Source organism: Corynebacterium sp. TAE3-ERU30, from assembly GCF_019209925.1.
In the GTDB taxonomy this organism is placed as follows: domain Bacteria; phylum Actinomycetota; class Actinomycetes; order Mycobacteriales; family Mycobacteriaceae; genus Corynebacterium; species Corynebacterium megadyptis.
Map to the genome: position 1 here is coordinate 272,230 of NZ_JAHUTO010000001.1, position 21,070 is coordinate 293,299.

The 21,070-nt window shown below is 62.6% G+C and carries 19 protein-coding genes, 4 tRNA genes and 1 pseudogene; 11 read left to right on the forward strand and 13 right to left on the reverse strand.

Translation table 11 applies throughout. From position 1 onward, the window contains the following. Together KR227_RS01190 and KR227_RS01195 are read right to left on the reverse strand one after the other, a co-directional pair. On the reverse strand, window positions 1-537 hold the full coding sequence (locus KR227_RS01190) for a copper resistance protein CopC (protein WP_370625119.1): 537 nt from the start codon (window positions 535-537) through the stop codon (window positions 1-3). Window positions 538-1,016: 479 nt separating this feature from the next. Next, window positions 1,017-1,088: transfer RNA gene (locus tag KR227_RS01195), tRNA-Val, on the reverse strand. A 447-nt stretch (window positions 1,089-1,535) separates the two neighbouring features. Between KR227_RS01195 and KR227_RS01200 the strand changes: the two genes are divergently transcribed. From KR227_RS01200 to msrB, 6 genes are all read left to right on the forward strand, one after another. Continuing rightward, a tRNA-Gly gene (locus KR227_RS01200) sits at window positions 1,536-1,608 on the forward strand. 56 nt (window positions 1,609-1,664) lie between these two features. Next, window positions 1,665-1,736, forward strand: a tRNA-Val gene (locus KR227_RS01205). Between the two features lie 37 nt (window positions 1,737-1,773). Then, window positions 1,774-1,846 (forward strand) — tRNA-Gly (locus KR227_RS01210). A gap of 69 nt (window positions 1,847-1,915) precedes the next feature. Next, entirely contained in the window at window positions 1,916-2,623 is a 708-nt protein-coding gene (locus tag KR227_RS01215) for a pyrimidine reductase family protein (protein ID WP_218363374.1), read from the forward strand. Window positions 2,624-2,714: 91 nt separating this feature from the next. Next, window positions 2,715-4,022 carry a glycosyltransferase family 87 protein gene (locus KR227_RS01220; protein WP_218363375.1) on the forward strand — a complete coding sequence of 436 codons (1,308 nt, stop codon included), beginning with the start codon at window positions 2,715-2,717 and terminating at the stop codon, window positions 4,020-4,022. Further along, complete coding sequence (gene msrB, locus KR227_RS01225) at window positions 4,019-4,429, forward strand: peptide-methionine (R)-S-oxide reductase MsrB (RefSeq protein ID WP_218363376.1); 411 nt, start codon at window positions 4,019-4,021, stop codon at window positions 4,427-4,429. The genes KR227_RS01220 and msrB overlap by 4 nt, the downstream gene beginning before the upstream one ends. A gap of 101 nt (window positions 4,430-4,530) precedes the next feature. Here msrB and hemQ read toward each other — a convergent pair whose 3' ends face one another. Continuing rightward, window positions 4,531-5,235: a hydrogen peroxide-dependent heme synthase gene (gene hemQ, locus KR227_RS01230; RefSeq protein WP_151528636.1), complete on the reverse strand. Its 705-nt coding sequence runs from the start codon at window positions 5,233-5,235 to the stop codon at window positions 4,531-4,533. A 289-nt stretch (window positions 5,236-5,524) separates the two neighbouring features. Here hemQ and KR227_RS01235 point away from each other — a divergent pair, with 289 nt between their 5' ends. Both KR227_RS01235 and KR227_RS01240 read left to right on the forward strand, forming a co-directional pair. Further along, window positions 5,525-6,142: a DUF3000 domain-containing protein gene (locus KR227_RS01235; protein WP_192795872.1), complete on the forward strand. Its 618-nt coding sequence runs from the start codon at window positions 5,525-5,527 to the stop codon at window positions 6,140-6,142. An 83-nt stretch (window positions 6,143-6,225) separates the two neighbouring features. Next, entirely contained in the window at window positions 6,226-7,452 is a 1,227-nt protein-coding gene (locus KR227_RS01240) for an HRDC domain-containing protein (RefSeq protein WP_218363377.1), read from the forward strand. Window positions 7,453-7,468: 16 nt separating this feature from the next. Here the strand turns inward: KR227_RS01240 and KR227_RS01245 are convergent, their stop codons facing one another. From KR227_RS01245 to dut, 5 genes are all read right to left on the reverse strand, one after another. Further along, window positions 7,469-8,311: a formate/nitrite transporter family protein gene (locus tag KR227_RS01245; RefSeq protein ID WP_370625120.1), complete on the reverse strand. Its 843-nt coding sequence runs from the start codon at window positions 8,309-8,311 to the stop codon at window positions 7,469-7,471. Between the two features lie 57 nt (window positions 8,312-8,368). Next, window positions 8,369-10,327 (reverse strand): 1-deoxy-D-xylulose-5-phosphate synthase, encoded by a 1,959-nt coding sequence (gene dxs / locus KR227_RS01250; protein ID WP_218363378.1) that lies wholly within the window; start codon window positions 10,325-10,327, stop codon window positions 8,369-8,371. A gap of 235 nt (window positions 10,328-10,562) precedes the next feature. Then, window positions 10,563-11,780 (reverse strand): class I SAM-dependent RNA methyltransferase, encoded by a 1,218-nt coding sequence (locus KR227_RS10880; RefSeq protein ID WP_370625121.1) that lies wholly within the window; start codon window positions 11,778-11,780, stop codon window positions 10,563-10,565. Window positions 11,781-11,789: 9 nt separating this feature from the next. Further along, window positions 11,790-12,698: a DUF3710 domain-containing protein gene (locus KR227_RS01260; RefSeq protein WP_218363379.1), complete on the reverse strand. Its 909-nt coding sequence runs from the start codon at window positions 12,696-12,698 to the stop codon at window positions 11,790-11,792. Between the two features lie 69 nt (window positions 12,699-12,767). Further along, a complete protein-coding gene (dut, locus tag KR227_RS01265; RefSeq protein ID WP_370625122.1) occupies window positions 12,768-13,199 on the reverse strand; it encodes a dUTP diphosphatase in 432 nt (143 codons plus the stop codon). 233 nt (window positions 13,200-13,432) lie between these two features. Between dut and KR227_RS01270 the strand changes: the two genes are divergently transcribed. After that, a complete protein-coding gene (locus KR227_RS01270) occupies window positions 13,433-13,957 on the forward strand; it encodes a DUF3093 domain-containing protein (protein WP_370625123.1) in 525 nt (174 codons plus the stop codon). Window positions 13,958-14,070: 113 nt separating this feature from the next. Here KR227_RS01270 and KR227_RS01275 read toward each other — a convergent pair whose 3' ends face one another. Beyond that, window positions 14,071-14,367 carry a DUF4193 domain-containing protein gene (locus tag KR227_RS01275; protein WP_151528629.1) on the reverse strand — a complete coding sequence of 99 codons (297 nt, stop codon included), beginning with the start codon at window positions 14,365-14,367 and terminating at the stop codon, window positions 14,071-14,073. A gap of 202 nt (window positions 14,368-14,569) precedes the next feature. Further along, window positions 14,570-15,427 (reverse strand): inositol monophosphatase family protein, encoded by an 858-nt coding sequence (locus KR227_RS01280; protein ID WP_218363382.1) that lies wholly within the window; start codon window positions 15,425-15,427, stop codon window positions 14,570-14,572. 190 nt (window positions 15,428-15,617) lie between these two features. Here KR227_RS01280 and ppgK point away from each other — a divergent pair, with 190 nt between their 5' ends. Both ppgK and KR227_RS01290 read left to right on the forward strand, forming a co-directional pair. After that, window positions 15,618-16,370 (forward strand): polyphosphate--glucose phosphotransferase, encoded by a 753-nt coding sequence (gene ppgK, locus KR227_RS01285; RefSeq protein WP_218363383.1) that lies wholly within the window; start codon window positions 15,618-15,620, stop codon window positions 16,368-16,370. A gap of 332 nt (window positions 16,371-16,702) precedes the next feature. Then, entirely contained in the window at window positions 16,703-18,373 is a 1,671-nt protein-coding gene (locus KR227_RS01290) for an RNA polymerase sigma factor (RefSeq protein ID WP_370625124.1), read from the forward strand. A gap of 82 nt (window positions 18,374-18,455) precedes the next feature. Here KR227_RS01290 and KR227_RS01295 read toward each other — a convergent pair whose 3' ends face one another. The 3 genes and pseudogenes from KR227_RS01295 to KR227_RS10885 form a co-directional block, all read right to left on the reverse strand. Further along, a complete protein-coding gene (locus tag KR227_RS01295) occupies window positions 18,456-19,961 on the reverse strand; it encodes a DUF418 domain-containing protein (protein WP_218363384.1) in 1,506 nt (501 codons plus the stop codon). A gap of 90 nt (window positions 19,962-20,051) precedes the next feature. Continuing rightward, the gene (locus KR227_RS01300; protein WP_218363385.1) at window positions 20,052-20,663 is read right to left on the reverse strand and encodes a hypothetical protein; all 612 of its coding nucleotides are present in this window, start codon (window positions 20,661-20,663) and stop codon (window positions 20,052-20,054) included. Window positions 20,664-20,840: 177 nt separating this feature from the next. Next, a pseudogene (locus KR227_RS10885) lies at window positions 20,841-21,017 on the reverse strand (ATP-dependent helicase); the annotation flags it as partial. Between the last annotated feature and the right edge of the window lie 53 nt (window positions 21,018-21,070).

Here is a 21,070-nt window from a genome sequence, read left to right on the forward strand (position 1 = left end):
CTATGATTCCTTTCTTTTGGTGAACATCAGGATCGATCCAACGATTGCGACCAGTAGCACTATGCCACCGGCGATAAATATCGTCGGAGCTGAGCGTTCTTCCTCCGAGCCTAGCCTGTTTGCCTCGGAAGACTCGGAATTATCCGACGTAGCGTCAGTGGCCGGGGCGGTTGCGCCCTCACCAGAATCCACGCTAAAGGTGGTGCCACCACGGGTGGCATGGCCGTCGGAGGAGGTAATTTGAAATCCGACGAGATAGTTTCCATCACCGGGATCCAGCCCCTCGGGCAGATCGATGATGACTAGTTGCTGATCCAGCTCGGGCTCTCCTTGGTAGAGAATCTCGCCGGAATCGCTATTACTCACTGCCACTCGATTAAAGGTATCGAGCGGGATAGCGGAAAATTCTAGCACGATTTTCTCGGGAAATTCTTTCACCGTGGAGCCGTCCCCAGGCGTGGAGTTAATCACCACGTCATGCGCCGCAGCCAGCGGCGCGCTCAGCACCGCGACGACAGCAGCAATCGCAATACCCACTGAGGTCAGTACTGCCCTAGCCCGCGAGGGCCGAGCTGTGCGTCCCCGGCTTCTGCGCATACACCATTCTCCTTCGAGCCGACACTGCATTGTTGTGCTTCCACGACAAGTATGGCGCACTAGCCGTGCCGCCTAACCACCACCCGCGATTGAGGACGTGAATCAGACTAAGCCTGCGCCTCAGTTCGGCATCACCCCTATCCCCACCACATGCGGCAGGAACTCTGCAATACCCCAAGGCATCAGGCTCTATGACAGCAGTCGGAGATCCCCACACGATAGTTCCCACCCGATCCATCACGTGACATATGACACAGTTGGAGAGATGGTGGGTCGTACCGCCCCGCCCCACCGCAGCGACCGCACGCCGGCAGTGAGCGACACTATTGCGCGCGCCGGTGCGTCCCACACCTGAGCGCGGTGGCCGGACAAAACGGAACTGGGGACCTCCGACGTGGAGACCCCCAGAAACAAAAAAGTGGTCCCAGCTGGGATCGAACCAGCGACCTTCCCGGTGTGAACGGGACGCTCTTCCACTGAGCCATGGGACCAGAAATGACGAGAACTGAAAAGAATCAGCGCGTCGCTTCCGAGTAGATAACCTAGCACGAGATTCGCGGCGAGGACTAATCACCAGTTCAGGGCCCTAAATGCCGCCCCGAGAGCGTGGCCCAGCGCGGCCCAGCGCAGCGCCGTAGCCCGCAGAGGCCATATCTATCCCCTGCCCCACCTGCACCCTGCGGGCTGAGTGGCAGACTGGGCGGCAGGCGCGGCATGAGACCCCGCACCCACGAAACCCACACCTACGGACCGGCCCCAGCCTGCAGCTAAATCACATCACTGTCACTTCCTTCGCGCCGTGGCCACTCCGTGTTCATACGGCGGCTAACACGGCGTCACATGCAGATTTGTCATTTCACTTGCTCTCACGCTATTGTTTTCAACGCACCACAGCTCAAGGAACTGTTGATACAGAACCATCGAGTGGTTGATGCAATGCGGATGTAGCGCAGCTGGTAGCGCATAACCTTGCCAAGGTTAGGGTCGCGGGTTCGAGTCCCGTCATCCGCTCTGGTTCATTTATGGGCACTGATCACGATCATGTGCTTGGTATCTGAACAGCGCACGCGCGTTTAGCTCAGCGGGAGAGCGCTTCCCTGACACGGAAGAGGTCACTGGTTCAATCCCAGTATCGCGCACGCAGAACAAGGCATTGTTCTCTAAAACAACATGCATGCGGATGTAGCGCAGCTGGTAGCGCATAACCTTGCCAAGGTTAGGGTCGCGGGTTCGAGTCCCGTCATCCGCTCTCTTAGAACTCCCGTCTTCTCCTTTCCGGAGAGGGCGGGAGTTTTCTCTGCGTGGCACAATGACCGTTATGGCCCCCACTCCCCTCACCCGCAGTGAGATCCTCGGTACTGAGTGCTCGCCCTCGCAGCCCGAGATCCGCGCTGTCTGCGTCTCCTCGCTCAATGGCTCCGCCACGCTCGAGGGAACCTCCGGCTCCCTGGGCAATGCCAACGACACCCGAGTGCTCAGCACGCTGCGTGCCTGGGCCGATGTGGTACTCGTTGGCGCCGGCACGGTCCGCGCCGAAAACTACGGCGGGGTGCAGCTTAATCCCGAGCAGCGCCAGCACCGCCGCGCCCAGGGGCAGGCGGAGACTCCCCCGCTAGCCGTGATCACTGGCGCAGCGGAGATGGACACCACCTCCCGCTTCTTTCGCCACAACACCACCCCACCGATCGTGATCACCGGCGCAGACAATGCGCACACCTCAGCCGAGTTCGCGGCCGCGGGTGCTGAGCTGCTCCTGCTTGAGGATCTCTCCATCGACCACGCCATCACGGCGCTGCGGGAGCGTGGCTATCACCGCATCAGTATTGAGGGCGGGCCCAGCGTCTACGGCCATGTGCTTGCCCAAGGGCTGATCGATTACCTCCACTTAAGCCTCGCCCCGGTGATCACCCCCATGGATCAGCCGCTGTTTAGCTATCCCGCTGCCTCCACCCGGCTGCAGCTAGATGCCGTGCACCACGATGAAGAGGACTATCTTTTCACCCGCTACCGGCTGCCACGCACCTAGTCCAGCAGTGGTTGCTGTGATGACCACAGTCTCGTAGCCACTGGGTGTGCCGCAGCAAATACCGCGAGGCGAAGCGATTACACTCACTGGGGTGATCGCACCCAATTCCCTCCAGCATCGTGGCCTGATGATCGCGCTGTGGCCGATCGCGCTCGTGATCATCGCCTACCGCGTGGCCATCCAGGCCGCTGCCGGCGGCCGCGCCGATGATTTCTCCACCGTCTATTTCGCTATTCGACGCCACCTCGACGGCGTAAACGTCTATAGCGAGGATTACTCCACCGTGGATCCGCACTACCTCTATAACCCCGGGGCCACGCTCATCCTCTCCCCGCTCGGCTGGTCCACGGATTGGACCACCGCGCGCATGCTCTTTATCTGCGCCAATGCCGTGGCCATTATCGCCGCGATCGTGCTGCTCTTCCGCCTTACCGGGCGCTCGATCCGTACCCCGTGGCTACCGCTGGCCATTTCCCTGGCCTTTTGTACCGAGTCCGTGATCAACACCCTGTTGTTCTCCAATATCAACGGGCTGCTGCTATTGGCGCTGGTGAGCTTCTACGCCCTCACCCACGCCTCCAAGCCCTGGGCGGCGGGGCTGGTTCTCGGCCTGGCCATCGTGATTAAACCCCTCTTCGCGCCCCTGATCTTCATTCCTGTGGTGCTACTGCGTAGTCACTGGCCGAGCCTGATCGGCGCGGTGGGTGTGCCGGTGATCGCGAATATCATCGCCATGCGCATCGTCACCGGAGCCGGCGAGTATTTCTCTGTGGTCGTGCCCTATCTCAGCCAGGTGCGTGACTACGCCAATGCCTCCCTGCGCGGGCTCACCCTCTACTTCGGGGTGCACCCGGTCGTGGCCATGGCGCTATGGCTGCTGCTCGCCGCCTTTGTGGGCGCCGGATTGATCGCCCTGTTCGCAATCCGCAGCAGCAATCAGGTGGTGTGGCTGCTCACCACTGGTTCCCTGCTGCTCGTCGGGGTGTTCGTGCTGTCCTCGCTGGGGCAGATGTATTACTCGATCCTGCTACTGCCGCTCGTTGCCACCGCCGGCATGCACCGCAGCATGCTGCACAATCCGCTGACTATCTTGGCGATGTTCCTGTTCTACTTCCACTTCCGCACCGATGATCTCGGGGTCTCCCTCTGGGGCTATCTGCTCGGCACCACCATCGGCTACGCCGGCTGGGTGCTGCTCATTGTGGTCATTGCCACCACCGCGGTGAGCTGGCTATTCTGGGAGCCCGATCGGGCCGCGGCACTCGCCGGCCGACTGGGAGACCCCACCTTCGTCCCCGCGGCCCACAGCGCCCGCGCCAGCAGTCACGCCGGCGCCCCACACCGCACCCATACACAGCCTGGGCCGAGTATCGCCCACCGAGAGGAACAGACACAATGACGGATTATCGCGAACTCAGCGACAGCGAATGGAAGCGCCGCCTCAACCCCGAGGAGTTCCGTGTGCTGCGCATGGCCGGCACCGAAGCTCCCCATGTGGGCGAATACACCGATACCACCACGGCCGGGGTGTATTCCTGTAAGGCCTGCGGCACCGAACTATTTCGCTCGACGGAGAAATTCCAGTCGCACTGCGGCTGGCCCTCCTTCTTCTCCCCGCTCGCCGGGGAGCGCATCATCGAACGCGAGGATCATAGCCTCGGCCGGGTGCGCACCGAGGTGCTGTGCGCCAACTGCCATTCCCACCTCGGCCACGTCTTTGCCGGCGAGGGCTATGACACGCCGACGGATCTGCGCTATTGCATCAACTCCATCTGCCTCACCCTCGAAAGCGACCCTGATGCGTAGTACAGGTACAGCAGAATAGACACCGGCGCCCAGCGGCGAGACATCATCTCGCACCGCTGGGCGCCGGTTAGTTATGCGGACATAACCGCATCGCTGCGTTTTTAGGGCAGCATGCTCACGATCTCTTCGATATCGGAGACGCGACGGCCGGTGAAGAAGGGGGTTTCTTCCCGCACGTGCAGGCGGGCCTGGGTGTAGCGCATGCGATGCATGAGGTCCACCAGACGGTGCAGCTCGGGGCCTTCGAAGGCGAGCACCCACTCATAGTCGCCGAGGGCGAAGGCCGGCATGGTGTTCGCCCGCACATCCGGGTAGTCACGCCCCGCCATGCCGTGCTCGGCCAGGATCTTACGCCGCTTGGACTCGTCCATGATGTACCAGTCATAGGAACGCACGAAGGGATAGACGGTAATCCAATCGCCTGGCTCCTCGCCCATGATGAAGCTGGGCAGGTGGGACTTATTGAACTCCGCCGGGCGGTGCATGCCATTGCCGGTCCACACCACCTCAGTGAGCTGACCCAGCGTGGTCTCGCGGCGGAAGCGGTTATAGGCCTCCTGCAGCTGCTGGTACTCCTCGGCGTGCCACCAAATCATGAAATCCGCATCAGCCTGGATACCGCTGATGTCATAGATCCCGCGCACGACCAGCTGATCGCCGTCGTCAATGCTGGCGAAGAACTGGCGGGCTTCGGCGATCACTTCCTCGCGCTCGGAACCGAGAGCGCCCGGAATAGCCCGGAATACCGCCCACTGGGTGTAGCGCTGGATGGAGTTGAGCTTGGCGTAATCTGGCCGTTCACTCACGAAAAAGACCTCTTTTCACTCTGTTGAGAAAAGTACTGGTCGCGTGGGGAGAAACCACGGGATTTCCTGCATATCTGAGAGTCGACTATCCACGCGATTGCTGACTGTGCAAAGTCTAGCTAACCTCCACGCAATTTAGCCATACCCACCCCGCGTTCAGTGCCGCGGCGGCGAGGCGGATGTGACGGCGAGATGGCGTCGATAAGCATGCATAGCGGCCATGGAGAGCGCTGACAAGGCTCGGCGCGCCTCCCGCGCGGCCCCGCGTGCAGAAGCTAGCTTGGATCACGTGAAGGAATCTGACGCAACCCTGGCATCCGCCCCGAATAGGACGTCCTCGCAGGGCTACCCGCAGGAATTTGCTGCGGCTGTGGAGTCGCTGCATAGCGTGTCGCTGCGGCCGGAGATTTCTCTGGGCACGATTCGCCCACCCCAAAAGCTCGCGCCGTATTCCCATGCGATCGGGCTGGAGGTCGAGCATCCCCTGCGGGAGAACGAGCCTATTCCCACCGAGTCCGAGGGCGACGCCTTTGGCCGCTTGATCGTGCTCTACGATCCCAACTCGGAGGATGGTTGGAACGGCAATATGCGGCTGGTGGCCTATATTCAGGCCGATATGGACGATGCCGTCGCCAACGATCCGCTCCTTCCCGAAGTGGCGTGGCAGTGGCTCTCCGAAGGACTCGACGACTCCGGCGCCTCCATCACCGATGTGGGCGGCACGGTCACCTCCACCGCCTCGGTGCGTTTCGGCGATATCGGCGGCTCTCCCCGCTCTTTCCAGCTGGAGATGCGCGCCTCGTGGACCGCACTGGATCAGGACCTCAGCGATCACGTGCGAGCTTTCGCCAATGTGCTCGCCCTCGTGGCTGGACTGCCACCCGAGGGAGTCCGCACGCTGCGCTAGCACTAGAATGCTTCTGGAGCCAGCCATGCCTTAGCCGCTGGTGCGGCTCATTTTGCTTATCGACGCCAACCTCAGGAAGCACAGTGCAGCTTGACGAGCCACGAGACGGCCTGCCCCCTGTTCTCTCCACGCCCACTGAATTTCAGCACGCCGCGACTGCCTTGGCTGCCGGTTCCGGCCCCATCGCTGTAGACACCGAGCGGGCCCAAACCTATCGCTTCGACGATCGTATTTTCCTGCTGCAGCTGCGCCGCGCGGGGGCGGGAACATTTCTTATTGCCCCTGAGCGCCATCGCCGCGAGGTCGCGCGCATCCTTGGCCCCGTGCTCAACCCAGAAACGTGGATTTTGCACGCCGCCCACAATGATCTCCCCATGCTGCGCGAACTGGGTGTGTATCCACGCGGGCTCATCGACACCGAGATCGCTTCGCGTTTGCTCGGCCTGGACAAACCTAATCTCTCCTCCTCTCTGGAGCACTTCCTCGGCATTTCTCTTGCCAAGGGGCATGGTCGAGAAAACTGGTCGCGCTGGCCTTTGCCCTCCTCCTGGCGTAACTACGCAGCACTCGATGTGGAGCTGCTCATTGAGCTTGCGCAGGCCCAAGCGCTGCAGCTTAAGGAGGCTGGGAAGAGCGAGTGGATGGCCCAAGAGTGCGCCCACATGCTCGAGTTATGCGATGTCGATTCCCCTTCCCCCAGCTGGACCGAGGTCAAGGGCGTGGGCAAGGTCCGCAGCCGCAAACAGCTCGCCTATGTGCGCGAAATTTGGCTGGCGCGGCGCACCATTGCGAAAAAGCACGATCTGCCGCCCTTTAAGGTGCTCGCCAATCAGCTCGTGCTGGATCTGGCGCGGCGCCAACCGCGCAGCAAAAAAGAGCTGAAGGATGCGGTGCAGCCGCAGCGGCGGCTGAAAGATCTCCCCCAGCGGGTACGCATGGAGTTACTCGATGAGCTCAGCATGGGGCTCGGCCGTGCCCGCTCTATGAAGAAGGACAGCTGGCCGCAGCGCCCCAGCGATGGCCCCCGCCATCCCGAGTATTGGGTGAAAAAAAGTGATCCCCTCTACAGGGCGAGCCTGCAGACCGTGCGCGAGGATCTCGACGATCTAGGCCAGGAGTTAGACCTCGATCGGAGTTTGCTGATCGACGCCCGCGCGATGAAAAAGATCGTCGCGCACAGCGTGAATATCGGCCCTCTCGATGATTCCACCCTAGATGCGGATTATCAGCGCTTCGGGGTGCGCCCCTGGCAGCAGGAGCTCACCCGCGCCGTATTCCACCGGCATCTCCAGGCCTCGAGCAACTACTAGTTACGGCCGGCCCAGCTTAGGACTGATCGGCTGCGCCAGCACGCCAGCCGCGCAGGACGCGCGGCATGGTGGTGAGCATGAGACCGCCGAGCACATTGAGCGGGATCACCCACCACACCCAGCCGAGCCAGGCGAGGAAGCTCACCTCCGGTGCGCCGGAGAAGATCGCGCCAAAGATGATGATGGAGTCCAATACCGAGTGAAAGAGCGGCGGACCGGCAAGCAGGAAGGCGCCGGCGACCGCGGCAGCAATGGTGGTGGCGCCGTCTTGGGAGCCCACCTGCATGCGCGTCATCAAGGTAATAGCCCCGCCGGCAAGGAATGCTAGGGCCACTCCCTGCACACTGAGTCCCGTTTCGAGGAAGCTGTGCGCGCTCTCGGCCATGGTGCCGTGCAATTCCGGCAGGGCCAGCTGCACCAACCAAATGGAGAAGGCACCACCGATGAAGTTCGTCACCAGGGTAATCGACCACATCCGCAGCACTTCCCACCAGCTGCCCTTGCCGGCAGCGACGGCCACGACGGGATAGTAGAAACCTTCGGTGAACAGGTCAGAGTGGGCCAAAAGAAGCGCCACGAAACCGATGGAGAAGGCCAGGGCCGCCAATAAGTGGCTGCCCGTTTCATGCAAGGTCAGCAGGTAGGCCAGCACACCGAAGGTGATCTCGATACCACCCAATAAACCCGTGGCCGTCATCACCCGCCAAGACCGTTGCAGGCGTTCGGCGCCCGTGACGGCGGCATCGACATAGGCGTCAATGATCTCTTCTTCGAGACTTTCCCGCCCGCGCTCGTACTCCGCCTGATTATGCTCTTTGAGCTGCCGTTTTTTTAATTCAGAGTTTTCTTTCTCAGCCACGAGCTCACAGTATAGGTGGCGCGCGGAGAAAGTGATAAGCGCCCCGCGTGGGGGTGGCTAGCTCTCCGCGGAGTCGGCGTCTGCGTCGGTGTCCGATCCGGGGTTCTCCGCGCCACTCACGGTGGCGCCAATGCCGTCGAGCCAACCGCGGGTGGAGGCGGCGATGCCGGTGGCGTCGAGGCCGATCTCCTCCATGATCTCGGTGCGGGAGGCGTGCAGCAAGAAGCGCTGCGGTACGGCCGCATGCCGGGTGGGCACATCCACCTCGGCGGCGTTGAGGGCTTGGGCGATGCTGGAGCCCACTCCGCCGTGGGCCACACCGTCTTCGATGGTGACCACGAGGTCGTGATCGGCGGCCAGCCCGATGAGCGAGGCGGGCACGGGGATCACCCAACGCGGGTCGACCACCATGGTGGATACCCCCTCCTCCTCGAGGGCACAGGCGGCGTCGAGGGCCGCATGGGCCATCGGGCCCACGGCGATGAAGAGCACCTTGGGGGCGTCACTGTGCTCATCGTCGTGATAGCGCAGCACATCTACCCCATCGTTGAGCGTGCCGACAGCGTCGAGCTGCGGTGGGCGCGCCCCCTTGGGAAAACGCACCACGGTGGGACCGTCGCTGATGTCGAGGGCTTCGCGGAATTGCTCGCGCAGCTGCTGTGCATCGCGGGGTGCGGCGAGCCTCAGCCCCGGCACAATACCGGTGACGGCCATATCCCACACGCCATTGTGGCTGGGCCCGTCCGAGCCGGTCACCCCCGCCCGATCGAGCACAAAGGTGGCGGGCTGCTTGAGCAGCGCCACATCCATCAGGAGCTGATCGAACGCCCGGTTGAGGAAGGTGGAGTAGATGGCCACCACCGGGTGTGTCCCACCGAGCGCCAGTCCCGCTGCGGAGGTGGTGGCATGCTGTTCGGCGATACCCACATCGAAGAAACGATCGGGGAACATCTCACCGAATTCGGCCAGGCCGGTGGGCCCCGCCATGGCGGCGGTGATGGCCACAATATCGGTGCGTTCCTGACCGGCCTTGATCAATTCTTCGCTGAAGATCTTGGTCCACCCCGGCGCGGATTTGGCCAATGGCTCGCCCGTGGTGGGGTCGATGGCGCCGGTGGAGTGCATGAGATCGGCGACGTTGGCTTCGGCGGGAGCATAGCCGCGCCCCTTTTCCGTGACCATGTGCACGATCACCGGCTTGTCGTACTCCTTGGCGTATTTCAGCGCGGAGTTCACCTGTTCTTGATCGTGGCCGTCCACGGGGCCCACATACTTGATTCCCATTTCGGGAAAGAGCACGGTGGGCAGCACGGCGTCCTTGAGGCCCTCTTTGACGGCGTGCATGGTGGTAAAGGCGCGGCGGCCTACCCAGCCCATGTTCTTCAGGGTGGATTTGCCCTGTTCCATAACACGGTCATAGAAGGGCTGCATGCGCAGTTCGGCGAGGTTATTGGCGAAGCCGCCGATGGTGGGTGAATAACTGCGGCCATTGTCATTGACCACGATCACCAGGTTGCGGTCATTATCCGCGGCCACGTTGTTCAGGGCTTCCCAACACATGCCGCCGGTGAGTGCGCCATCGCCGACGACGGCGACCACACAGCGGTCCGTGTCTCCCTGCAGGGTGAAGGCCTTGGAGAGGCCATCGGCCACGGAGATCGATGCCGAGGCGTGCGAGGATTCGGTCCAGTCGTGCTCGGATTCCCCGCGATCGGTGTAACCAGAGAGACCACCCTTTTGGCGCAGGGTGGCAAAATCATCGCGGCGTCCGGTGAGCATTTTATGCACATAGGACTGGTGCGAGGTGTCGAAGATGAGCGGGTCGTGCGGCGAGTCGAATACGTAGTGCAAACCGATGGTCAGCTCCACCACGCCGAGATTGGGGCCGAGATGGCCGCCGGTTTGGGAGACGTGCTTAACCAGGAACTCCCGAATCTCCCGCGCCAAGGCCTTTTGGCCGGCGATGGTTAATGCCTTGACGTCATCCGGAGTCGAGATGTGTTCCAAGAACCCCATGGATCGGTCTTCCTTTCAAAAGATCTCGGCGCCGTGTTCGGCCGTGGCACAGCGAAGGTGCCCACAGTGTGCTTCCACGTCCGCGAGGCTCACATGGTGCCCTCGGCGGGGCTCATGGTGCGGTGAACATACGCGAACTCACGCGCGGGCCACAAGGCCGCGGTTTCATTCCTGTCTATTGTACTAGGCAGCTCCGCTCGGGTTGCCGAGCGGTAGCCGCGCGCCGTGGGCGTGCTCAGTCGCGCCCGCTGGAGCCGGTATCCGCTGCGGCGGGGCGTAGCAGTGCGATGCTCTCGCAGTGGTGGGAGCCGGGGAAGGCATCCACCACGCTGAGCTGCTCGACGCTATAGCCGTGCTCGGCCCATCGCGCGAGGTCACGGGCAAAGGTGGCGGGGTCACAGCCGATGTGCACCACGGCCTGTGGGCGGCGGGCGGCCGTGCCGGTGATCACTGCGTCCTCCGCGCCGATGCGGGGCGGATCAAGCACCACCACATCCGGATCGGGCAGCACCCCGGCGGTGGTGACGGCCTCGGCGCAATCCCGACGGTGAAAGTGCACGCCCGTGTCCTCAGCGAAGGCGCGCCGGCCGCATGCGGCGCCGTGCTCGGCGAGCTCGACCGAGTGCACCTCACGCCCGGAGTCGCCGCGCAGTGGATCGACGAACAGACCCACACCACCGTAGAGATCCCAGGCGACATCTCCGCCGATATCGCTGAGAGCCTCGGCGATGAGGCGCTGATAGGTCTCTGGTGCCCGCTGGTGGGCTTGCCAGAAGGCGTCGGCGGGGAGGGTGAATGTCCTCCCGCCGATGGTTTCTTGAGCCTGGCCACTGCCCAGCAGCACCTGCCCTTTCGCCATCGCGTGCACCTGCCCCGCGCTATCGAGGCAGACACTGAGCTCTCTGGCTCGGGGCGCGGTGAGCGCGGAGAGGGCGTCGTGAAGCTGCGGCGCGAAAGCCGAGCAGCGGTGATCGTGCACCACCTCGTGGGAGCCGCGGCGGCGCACGCCGATGCGGCCCAGGCGGTCCACGCCGAGCCGGGCGCGGGTGCGCCAGCCACTATCCATCCCCAGATCGATGGTGGTGACCTGCTCTGGGGCCTCGAGTTTCGCCAGCCGGCGCAGCTGTTCGAGCACAATGCCGGTTTTGGTCTCGGCCTCCACGGCGGGGTCAAGATAGGCGAAGTCGCAGCAGCCGCCACTCTGGGCGGCCGCTGGACAGCGGGCCTCCACTCGGTGCGGCCCGGGGGTGATCACCGTGAGCACCCGCGCCCGCAGGAAGCGTTTTTTGGCCTGGGTGATTTCTACCTCGAGCTCATCGCCGATCACGCTATCGCGGACGAAAACGATGCGCTGATCCTCGGCTGCATCGCTAAGCCGCGCAATCGCTTCGCCGCCATGGGCCATGCGCAGCACCTGCACGCGCACGCGGGAGCCTTTAACCACATCGAGCACTACGAGAACCTAGTTATCCTTGTCCAGCTCTTTGATCTGCTGCACACCGCTGCCGGGCTCAGACTCCTCCGGGGAGGGCGCCTGCGGCTGCTGCGGCACCTGCGGCTGCTGCGGCTGCGCCTGTTGGGGCTGCTGGCCTGCACCACTGTTCTGCTGGGCCAGGTTGTACTGCGCCAGCGCCTGGGCGGCCTGCCGTTGCTGGCTCTGCTGCTGTGCCTGCTGGGCGTCATTCTTGCGCTTGACCATGGCCTCTTGTACCTGGGCGACGAGCTGCTCCGGCAGCACAACGGGCAAAGAGGTGCCGGCCATCATCGGCTGATCGCCGCGATAGACGAAGGTGCGGGCGAGCACATCGCGGGCGAGATCGCGCAGATCATCGGCGCGTTCTTTGGGGCCGACGAGGGTGGTGCGCAGCATCCAGCGGGGACCATCGCAGCCGATCATGCGGATCTGGGCCTGGTCGGTCACACCGACGAGCTCGGTGCCCCACGGGCCCTCCTCGGCGTGTACCGCGAGTCCATCGTTTTCCATTCCCGCGCGGATCTCATCGATCACGGTGGGCCACTGGGGCTGGGATGCGGCGGCGGCAAAGCCCACCGGGGTGATACGGCCGTGCTCGGTAACGATGTGGAGCATGCGGGGGCCGTTCTCCCCCATTTCCACCTGCACTTGGCTGGGCTTGGGCAGGGCGATCTTCATCGAGCCCAGATCCAAGGTGCCCACAGAGAAATCAGAGAAGTCGAATTCCTCGATATCGACACTCTGGCCATCGAAGGGGCCGTACTCCTCGCCGGCGGCATTGCTATCGGAATCAACCGCGGAGTCACCATAGCTGGCGTCGGGTTGCTCGGTGGCAGACGCCGCCGTCTCCTCAGCTGCTGCGTGCTTCTCTTCGTTCTTCTTGCCAAATGGCCACATGGGCGTCACTACCTAACGTTTATTCGGGTTCTCTTGCGATATGGGTACTACTTTTGCCGAGCCTACTATTTAATTCAGCCCTGTCGAACCATAGCCGCCGGTGCCACGAACGGTGTCGTCGAGTTCCTCCACTTCCTCGAAATCCACCAGCTCGACCTTTTGGATCACCAGCTGGGCGATGCGCATCCCGCGGGTGACCGCAAAACTCTCGTGGCGATCATGGTTAATCAGGCACACCTTGATTTCGCCGCGATAGTCCGCGTCGATGGTGCCCGGGGTATTAACCACGGAAACGCCATGTTTCGCACCGAGTCCAGAGCGCGGATGAATCAGTCCCACATATCCCAGCGGCAGGGCCAGAGCGATACCAGTGTTGATGAGCGCGCGCTCCCCTGGCGCGAGGGTGAGAGAGTCTGCTGCATAGAGATCCACTCCGGCGTCGCCGCGGTGGGCTCGGGTGGGCAAGGGCAAGTCGGGATCGAGTCGCTTGATCTTAAACACAGCACACAGCCTAGTCCTTCTCCCCCGTGACACCCGAAGGGGCAGCGGGTCGATGGTCCGCGGCTCTAGCATCTAGCCGCGGACGTTAAGGACGGTGATCAGCAGCGCAGCGTGGGCACTGGGCGCTGCTCAGCGCCACCGCAGCGTAGGAAATACTGAGTACATACTGAGAGGAGATTATGAGTGGTGAGGCTAAGTTGGACGTGGTGATAACTGCACTACACTCTAGGGATGTGACTACGTCTACGGAGAAGCGCGCCGCGACCCTCTACCGCGAACGGCAATGGGTTCCGTGGTACTGGTGGGCCCTTGCGCTCACGATGGTGACAGTGTTCTGCCTGCAGTTGATGTTTAACCGCAATGTCTGGTGGTTCATTATTCCCGAGATCATTCTGGGCGCCGCAGTGATCTGGTATCTGTGGTGGATCTCCTCGACCACCGTGGTGGTGGAAGAAGACGCCGACGGGGTGCGCTGGCTCAGCACCGATGGTGCGTCCCTGCCGCACACAGTGGTGGATCGTTCCCTGGCCGTGCCCGCCTCCGCGAAGCAAAACGCCATGGGCCGCCAGCTGGACCCGGCAGCCTTTTTGGTCTCCCATGGCTGGGTGCCCCAGATGGTGATGTTGGTGCTCGATGATAGCGACGACCCCACCCCCTACTGGCTCATTAGCGCCAAGGATCCCGCCGCCGTTTTGGAAGCCTTTGTGCCGGACCAGGCCGAGACCGCCACCGCGCCGCTACGCCGCGGCCAGCACTAGCACCGCTAGGTCCGTAGAACGCATAACGCCGACGATGACACATTCTCATCGCCGGCGTTCGTCGTCTACACAGGGCTATGCTTATCGACGCATCCCTGCTGGATCTCTGCGTACTAGGCGCAGTCGAGACAGATCTCGGAGCCATCGGACTCCACGTGCGACATGCGGTTGCGCTTTTGCACGAGGAAGCAGCTTCCGCAGGTGAACTCGTTCTCCTGGCGAGGCTTGACGTCCACGTTGAGTTCCTCGCCGGACAGATCCAGTGCCGGAAGCTCGAAGGGCTCCACGATCTCGCCATCATCATCAATATTCGAGGAGCTGGTATCAGCGGCGGCCTTCAGGCTTTCCAAAGAATCCGCGTCAAGCTCGTCTTCAACTCGGCCGCGGGGAGCGTCGTAATCAGTAGCCATGGGGAAACTTCCTTGTGTGTCTCGGGCTAGACGGTCAGGTCACACTTCTGGCGAGTTCGATACGCGCTTTAAGGGGTGAACAGGTGGTGAACTCGCTATCGACGCGCATACTAAAACACATACTCAGCTTTGTCACCTTCCCACTCGGACACAGTCGGCACACCCCACCCCCGTTTCCGTGACCGAGCACAGATTCAGCAGCTCAACGCTCATTCCTAGCGGCGTCGACCACCCCCGCTAATTGAGCCGCAACGCCCGGCTGGGCGGCGAGAACCAGCGCATTATCGGCGCTGGAGGTAGACAGCGGCGGACAGGTGACCGCGGCGCCCGCCTCCCGCGCGATGAGCATGCCGGCCGCATAGTCCCAGGCATTCAAACCGCGTTCATAATAGGCATCAACCGTGCCTGCGGCGACGGCCACAAGATCCAAGGCTGCCGAGCCCATGCGTCGAATATCGCGCACCTGCGGCAGCAGTGTTGCCAGCACCGCGGCCTGTTCGGCACGGCGCTCGGCAGAATAAGAAAATCCCGTGGCTACCAGCGCGGTGGCCAGGTGGGCGCTATCCCCGCACTGCAGCGGGCGAGGGTGCTGCGAGGTGGCGTCGTCACGCATATCAGCACCGAGCCCCACCCCGGCGCTTGCGCACGCCCCGGTCGCCACGTTGAGCACGGCCCCGGCCACCACCTCCCCGTCGATGGCGGCGGCAATGGACACCGCGTATTGCGGCAGGTTGTAGAGGAAGTTCACGGTGCCGTCGATGGGATCAACAATCCAGACCACCCCTGTGGCACTGCGCTTCTGGGCGCCTTCCTCCCCGATGAGGCCATCGCCTGGGCGCAACTGCTCCAAGCGGGTGGCGATGAACTCCTCGCTTGTCTCATCCACTATCGTCACCGGATCCACGGCCGAGGACTTGGTGCGGGTGACCGCCCGGAGATCACCACCGAACTCAGCGCGGGTGCGCATAATCACCTCGCGGGCCTCATAGGCCACGGTGATCGCCGTGCGACGCAGCTCGTGAACAGTATCCGTACTTAGGGTGTGCGATGTGCCAGTCATGATCTCTATTGTGCACCCTAAGCGGTCTACCGGCTGGGCCCTGCGCGCCCGCCTGGCTGGCCTGCGGACGCTCTAGCTACTCGCCCCGCCGTGGCCAGCAGCCAAGCGGCGGAAGAAGCGCTGGCAGAGCGGCCATGTCTGAAGGGTGACCACCGCTGCAGCACCGAAGGCGTTTTGTAAGATGGGGGCTATGACGCGCACAGGTTTTGGTATTGACATCGGCGGCTCGGGCGTGAAAGGCGCCAAGGTTGACCTTGACACGGGTGAATTTATTGGCGATCGCCTGAAAATAGCGACTCCGCAGCCAGCAACCCCAGAGGCAGTGGCCGAGGTTGTCGCCGAGATCGTCGCCCACTTCGAGTGGACCGGACCGGTGGGCATCACCGTTCCTGCCATCGTGAAAAACCAGGTGGCGCTGTCCGCCGCCAATATCGATCCCTCGTGGATCAACACCGACGTCGCCGATCTCTTCTCCCGCCATATCGATAATGAGCAGATCGTCGTGCTCAATGACGCCGACGCCGCCGGCCTAGCCGAGGTGCGCTATGGCGATGAGCGCGCCCGCCAGGGTGCAGCCATCCTGCTGACCATCGGCACCGGCATTGGCTCCGCCATGCTGGTCGACGGCAAGCTCTTCCCCAACACCGAGCTGGGGCATATGAATGTGGGCAAGAAGGAAGCCGAGCAGCTCGCCTCTTCGGCGGCGAAGGACCGGGAGGAATTGTCCTATAAGAAGTGGAGCAAGCGCGTGAGCAAGGTGCTCAACGAGTACGAGCGCTTGCTCAACCCGTCCATCTTCATCGTCGGCGGCGGCATTTCCCGCAAGGCCGATAAATGGGTGCCGCTATTGACCGTGAACACCCCCGTGATCCCCGCCCAGCTGCGTAACCGCGCCGGCATCGTGGGCGCGGCACTCGCGGCCGAGGACAACATCACTCCCTAAACGTAGCTCCCCACACTGCCGAGCCAGTACCACGCTTAGGGGGTGGGGCTAGTGGCAGTACGGAGGGATACTTCTATATACTGGGCGGTTGTTCTTAACCGATGGCCGAACTATGGCCTCTCTTTGCGCCGCTGGTACGCACTACCGGCTAGCGTTTTCGCTGGCCACTAGGGCGAAACCGGCGGTTGCGTTGGTTAGTGATTCAGCGACACCACCCCATGGCGTCGCCGGCAATGCACAACCGCACACGAAGACACAGCGCTCGACACACCGCACACTTTGGGGAGATCTCCGAGTGTCACGACGAGCGAGACAGACGAGAAAGGGCGTACGTGGCAGCCACTGATCCTTCGGACACCGGCACTCCGGCCGAGGCTGGTTCCAAAGCAACAACTGGGCGTGATAATGCCACGGGAGGCACGACTGTGAAGAAGGCAACCGCTAAGAAGGTCGCACGCAAGGCAGCACGCAAGGCAGCCCCGCGCGCGGCCCGCACCGCTGACACCTCGACCTCGGCAGACACCACCGCCGCACGCAGCGAGGCAACCGCCCCCGCATCGAGTTCGACCGCCGCCGGCGGCGAGACCACGGACGCCCCCACCGCCGCGACAGCGACGAAGAAGGCAGCCAAGAAGACGGCGAAGAAGACCGCCAAGAAGAGCGCCAAAAAGACCGCTCGGAAGGCTGCGAAGAAGACCGCCAAGAAAACGGCCAAGAAGACCGCGAAAAAGACGGCAAAAAAGACAACTAAAAAGACCACGAAGAAGACGGCGAAGAAGTCGACTCGCAAGGCCACCGCTGCAGAAAAGGCTGTGGTGGAGGAGGATCTCGAGGAGGATCAGCTCCACGAGCAGGACGTAGACACCGATCTCGACGATGCCGATGTGGACTACGATCCGGATAGCCCCGACTCCGAGGACGAACCCTTCGCCGAGGATGACGCCGATACCGACTCCGAGGACGAGAGTGCCGAGGACGAGGAAGAAGAAGATGATGGCTCCTCGGTGTGGGATGAGGACGAGTCCGCAGCCCTGCGGCAGGCCCGTAAGGATGCCGAGCTCACCGCCTCGGCAGACTCGGTGCGCGCCTATCTGAAGCAGATCGGCAAGGTGGCGCTGCTCAACGCCGAGCAGGAGGTCTCCCTCGCCAAGCGCATCGAGGCCGGGCTTTATGCCACCCACCGTCTTGAGCAGCTGACTGAGGCCTATGCCCAGGGCGATAAGGACGCCAAGCTCACCCCGGCTATGAAGCGCGACCTGCGCTCCATTGCCCGCGATGGCCGCAAAGCCAAGAACCACCTGCTCGAGGCCAACCTGCGCCTGGTGGTGTCTCTAGCGAAGCGCTATACCGGCCGCGGCATGGCGTTTTTGGACCTCATCCAGGAAGGCAACTTGGGCCTGATTCGTGCCGTCGAGAAATTCGACTACACCAAGGGCTATAAGTTCTCCACCTACGCCACGTGGTGGATCCGCCAGGCGATTACCCGCGCCATGGCCGATCAGGCCCGCACCATCCGTATCCCGGTGCACATGGTGGAAGTGATCAACAAGCTGGGCCGCATCCAGCGTGAGCTGCTGCAGGATCTGGGTCGCGAACCCACCCCGCAGGAGCTGGCGAAGGAAATGGACATCACCGAGGACAAGGTGATGGAGATCCAGCAGTACGCCCGCGAGCCGATCTCGCTGGATCAAACCATTGGTGATGAGGGCGATAGCCAGCTCGGTGACTTCATCGAGGATTCCGAGGCCGTGGTGGCCGTGGATGCGGTGTCCTTCACCTTGCTGCAAGACCAGCTGCAGGACGTGCTGCACACGCTCTCCGAGCGTGAGGCCGGCGTGGTGCGCTTGCGCTTCGGGCTGACCGATGGCATGCCGCGCACCCTCGATGAGATCGGCCAGGTCTATGGCGTGACCCGCGAACGTATCCGGCAGATCGAGTCCAAGACCATGTCTAAGCTGCGCCACCCCTCTCGCTCTCAGGTGCTGCGCGACTACCTCGACTAGACGCCCGCTTAAGATCAACGACTACGGCCCCTGCTGCTACTACGCAGCGGGGGCCGTAGTCGTGTGTTCGAGGCTTATAACACTAGGGCGCAGCTGGCCCCGAATCGCGTTGCTCTGGCTGCCCAGCATCACTGCGGGGCTGCTCCGGCTGCATCTGGGGCTGGTGGCTGAAACGTGGCGGCAGCACCGGTGGCGCCGGTGGCTGCTGCCCGAGCGCTGCTGGGGAACCAGCGGCCATCGCCCCCTGCGGCGGGACGCCGGGTTGCGGCTGCGGGTGGCAGGCCCAATAGTCTGCAGCCAAGCCCTGCTTGCCATAGGCCATGCGGCGGTGCAGCGTTTCCAGCGGGCCACGGCGCCCCATGAGCTGCAACGCATAGGCTCCAAGGACCGTCACCGCCCAGATCGCCGCCGCCAAGCCGGTGGCCACGGCGGCACCGTCGCTCTGCCCCCATCCCAGCCCATAAGAGGCGACGAAGATGGTGGCGAGGAGGGACTGGGCCACATATCCGGACATCGAGCGCTGCCCCAGCGCCACCACAGGCGCGATCCATATGGGCAGTGCGCGTTCATAGCTCATGCCCTGGGAAGTCTTGTCCGTGATCCGGCGCTGTATCGGGGCGCAGGCGAGAACGATAATCGCCACGATGCCCGGTCCGGTAATCACACCAAAACCAGTGTTGAGCACCATCCACGTCGCGAGACTCTCCTCGTTGCCCAATAGTCCGATCGCGTTGAGCCCCATGGGCAGCCCCACCGCGAGCATCACCACGATGCCCGCAGCCGCCGCGATCCAGAGCGTGCGCTGATGCTCCTCTGGATGGGTGAGCACCCCGCGGCGTGCCCAGACGAATCCGAGCAGCATCAAGGGAAAGAGCATGGGGATCTCGGTACCCAGGTTCAGCGGCTGCAGCACCAGGAAGAGCGCGCCACCGCCGAGCTGAGAAAGATAGCTGTCGAGGAAGTTCGAGGCGAGCGGCATCCCACCCGATGCCGTGGTGTCGGGGCCGAAGAGATCAAACTGGGAATCGGCAATCATTAAGACAATGGCGATAATCAGATTGCCTATCATCCACATTGCCGATAACACCCCGGCGATAATGAGCAGGGTTTTATCCCGGAAGTTAATCATCAATGCCAGCAATGCCCCAGCTATGCCATAAAAGACCATGATGTCGCCGAAGTAGAGAAACACCATATGCACGGCGCCGAAGATAGCGAGCCACACATAGCGCATCGCGATAGTTTTCCGGGCTGCGCCGAGTGGGTAGCGTCGTCGAGCTAAAGACATGGCGATCAGGCCCACGCCGAATCCCAGCATGGTGGAAAACATCGGCAAGCCGCGCACGTGGGCCAGCATGGATCCAGCGACCACAGCGACCTTATCCGCCGTAGAGCCATCCACCACTCCCCCGAGTTCTTGGACGCTGGCCCCAGCGGGTCCAGCAAGCCACGTGGTGGTGAGGTTCGCGATCGCAATGCCTAAAAGGGTGAATCCGCGGGCGAGATCGGGGGCGAGCATGCGCACTGTCGTCGCGCTGCGCAGGGGTGGATCTGTCGGAGAGGACGCCGCAGTAATCGGGGTACTCATCGCTGGTGACGCTCTTTCTGCTTCCTCGAAGGTGGGGGTTGGAAATAAGAAAAGCCGCGTGAGACGGACTCACGCGGCTGCTTCACGTACTTATTGATTCATGTAGTTCTCGATACAGGTTTCCATCTGATCCTCGGGAACATTCTGGCATTCTTCCACAACACCGCTGAGGAGGGTACCGAAGAAGATCGTGATCACGGCGACAATGACCAGCAGCAGCACGGAGATGACCACCGAAATGATGGACATGGTCACGCGGCGCTTCGGGCCCTGCATCTTGCGGCCCTTCACCCACGCGATAATGCCCAGCACGATGCCAGCAATGGCGAGGAATGGCGCAACCACTAGACCAACGACGGTGACCGCGAGAACCACGGCCGCGATGGACACACCCAGTGCCCACGGAGCGATCTTGTTCACCTGCTCCACGGGATAGCCGTAGTGGCCGCCGGGGTGAGCGCCCTGGTCAGAGTAACCACCCTGATTGGGATACGCGCCCTGATTGGGGTAGCCGCCCGGGCCGGGATAACTGCCCTGCGTGGGATAGCCACTGGGATAGCCACTCTGGTCCGTCTGGCCGGAGTTCTGCACATCCCCAGAGAAGGAGTCACTCGAATTCGGCATCCGGTGCTGTGGCTGGTTATTCGGCCACTCGCCATCATGCCAAGCGTTGTTGGAGTTGCGATCGTTGTTGTCTGCCATATGAGTGTTGTCCTTCCAGACTGTATGCGGCCCTAGCGACGGGAGTACTTCTGAGAAACTATTCCACCTAGGGCACTGTTATCTACAAAAGTTTATCATTGCCTCAGCATCGCGATGGCATATTCACATTAATCACAGCTTCACACTCGGACCCAGCGGGCGAAAGCTGCGCGGGGATTACCACTGGCGCAAGAAATTAATACGCGCCCGCAGCTGTTCCGCCGAACACAATGCCGTGGGCGGGCCGCCGCAGGCTCGCCGCGCCTCATTATGAATAGCGCCGTGGGGCCGGCCCGTGCGTGAACTGGTAATCGAGACCACCGCATTAAGCTGCTTGCGCAGCTCGGGGATCAAAGCGGCGTCCTCATCCGAGCTTTCTGCGCTGCGTGTCGACGCCTGCTCGCTGC

Bases quoted from the DNA above. Each gene is read 5' to 3' on its own strand.
- KR227_RS01215 (WP_218363374.1), top strand. From the start codon at position 1,916: ATGGCCCCCACTCCCCTCACCCGCAGTGAGATCCTCGGTACTGAGTGC.
- msrB (WP_218363376.1), top strand. From the start codon at position 4,019: ATGACGGATTATCGCGAACTCAGCGACAGCGAATGGAAGCGCCGCCTC.
- dxs (WP_218363378.1), bottom strand. From the start codon at position 10,327: ATGGGGTTCTTGGAACACATCTCGACTCCGGATGACGTCAAGGCATTA.
- KR227_RS01260 (WP_218363379.1), bottom strand. From the start codon at position 12,698: ATGTGGCCATTTGGCAAGAAGAACGAAGAGAAGCACGCAGCAGCTGAG.
- KR227_RS01275 (WP_151528629.1), bottom strand. From the start codon at position 14,367: ATGGCTACTGATTACGACGCTCCCCGCGGCCGAGTTGAAGACGAGCTT.
- KR227_RS01280 (WP_218363382.1), bottom strand. From the start codon at position 15,427: ATGACTGGCACATCGCACACCCTAAGTACGGATACTGTTCACGAGCTG.
- ppgK (WP_218363383.1), top strand. From the start codon at position 15,618: ATGACGCGCACAGGTTTTGGTATTGACATCGGCGGCTCGGGCGTGAAA.
- KR227_RS01295 (WP_218363384.1), bottom strand. From the start codon at position 19,961: ATGAGTACCCCGATTACTGCGGCGTCCTCTCCGACAGATCCACCCCTG.
- KR227_RS01300 (WP_218363385.1), bottom strand. From the start codon at position 20,663: ATGGCAGACAACAACGATCGCAACTCCAACAACGCTTGGCATGATGGC.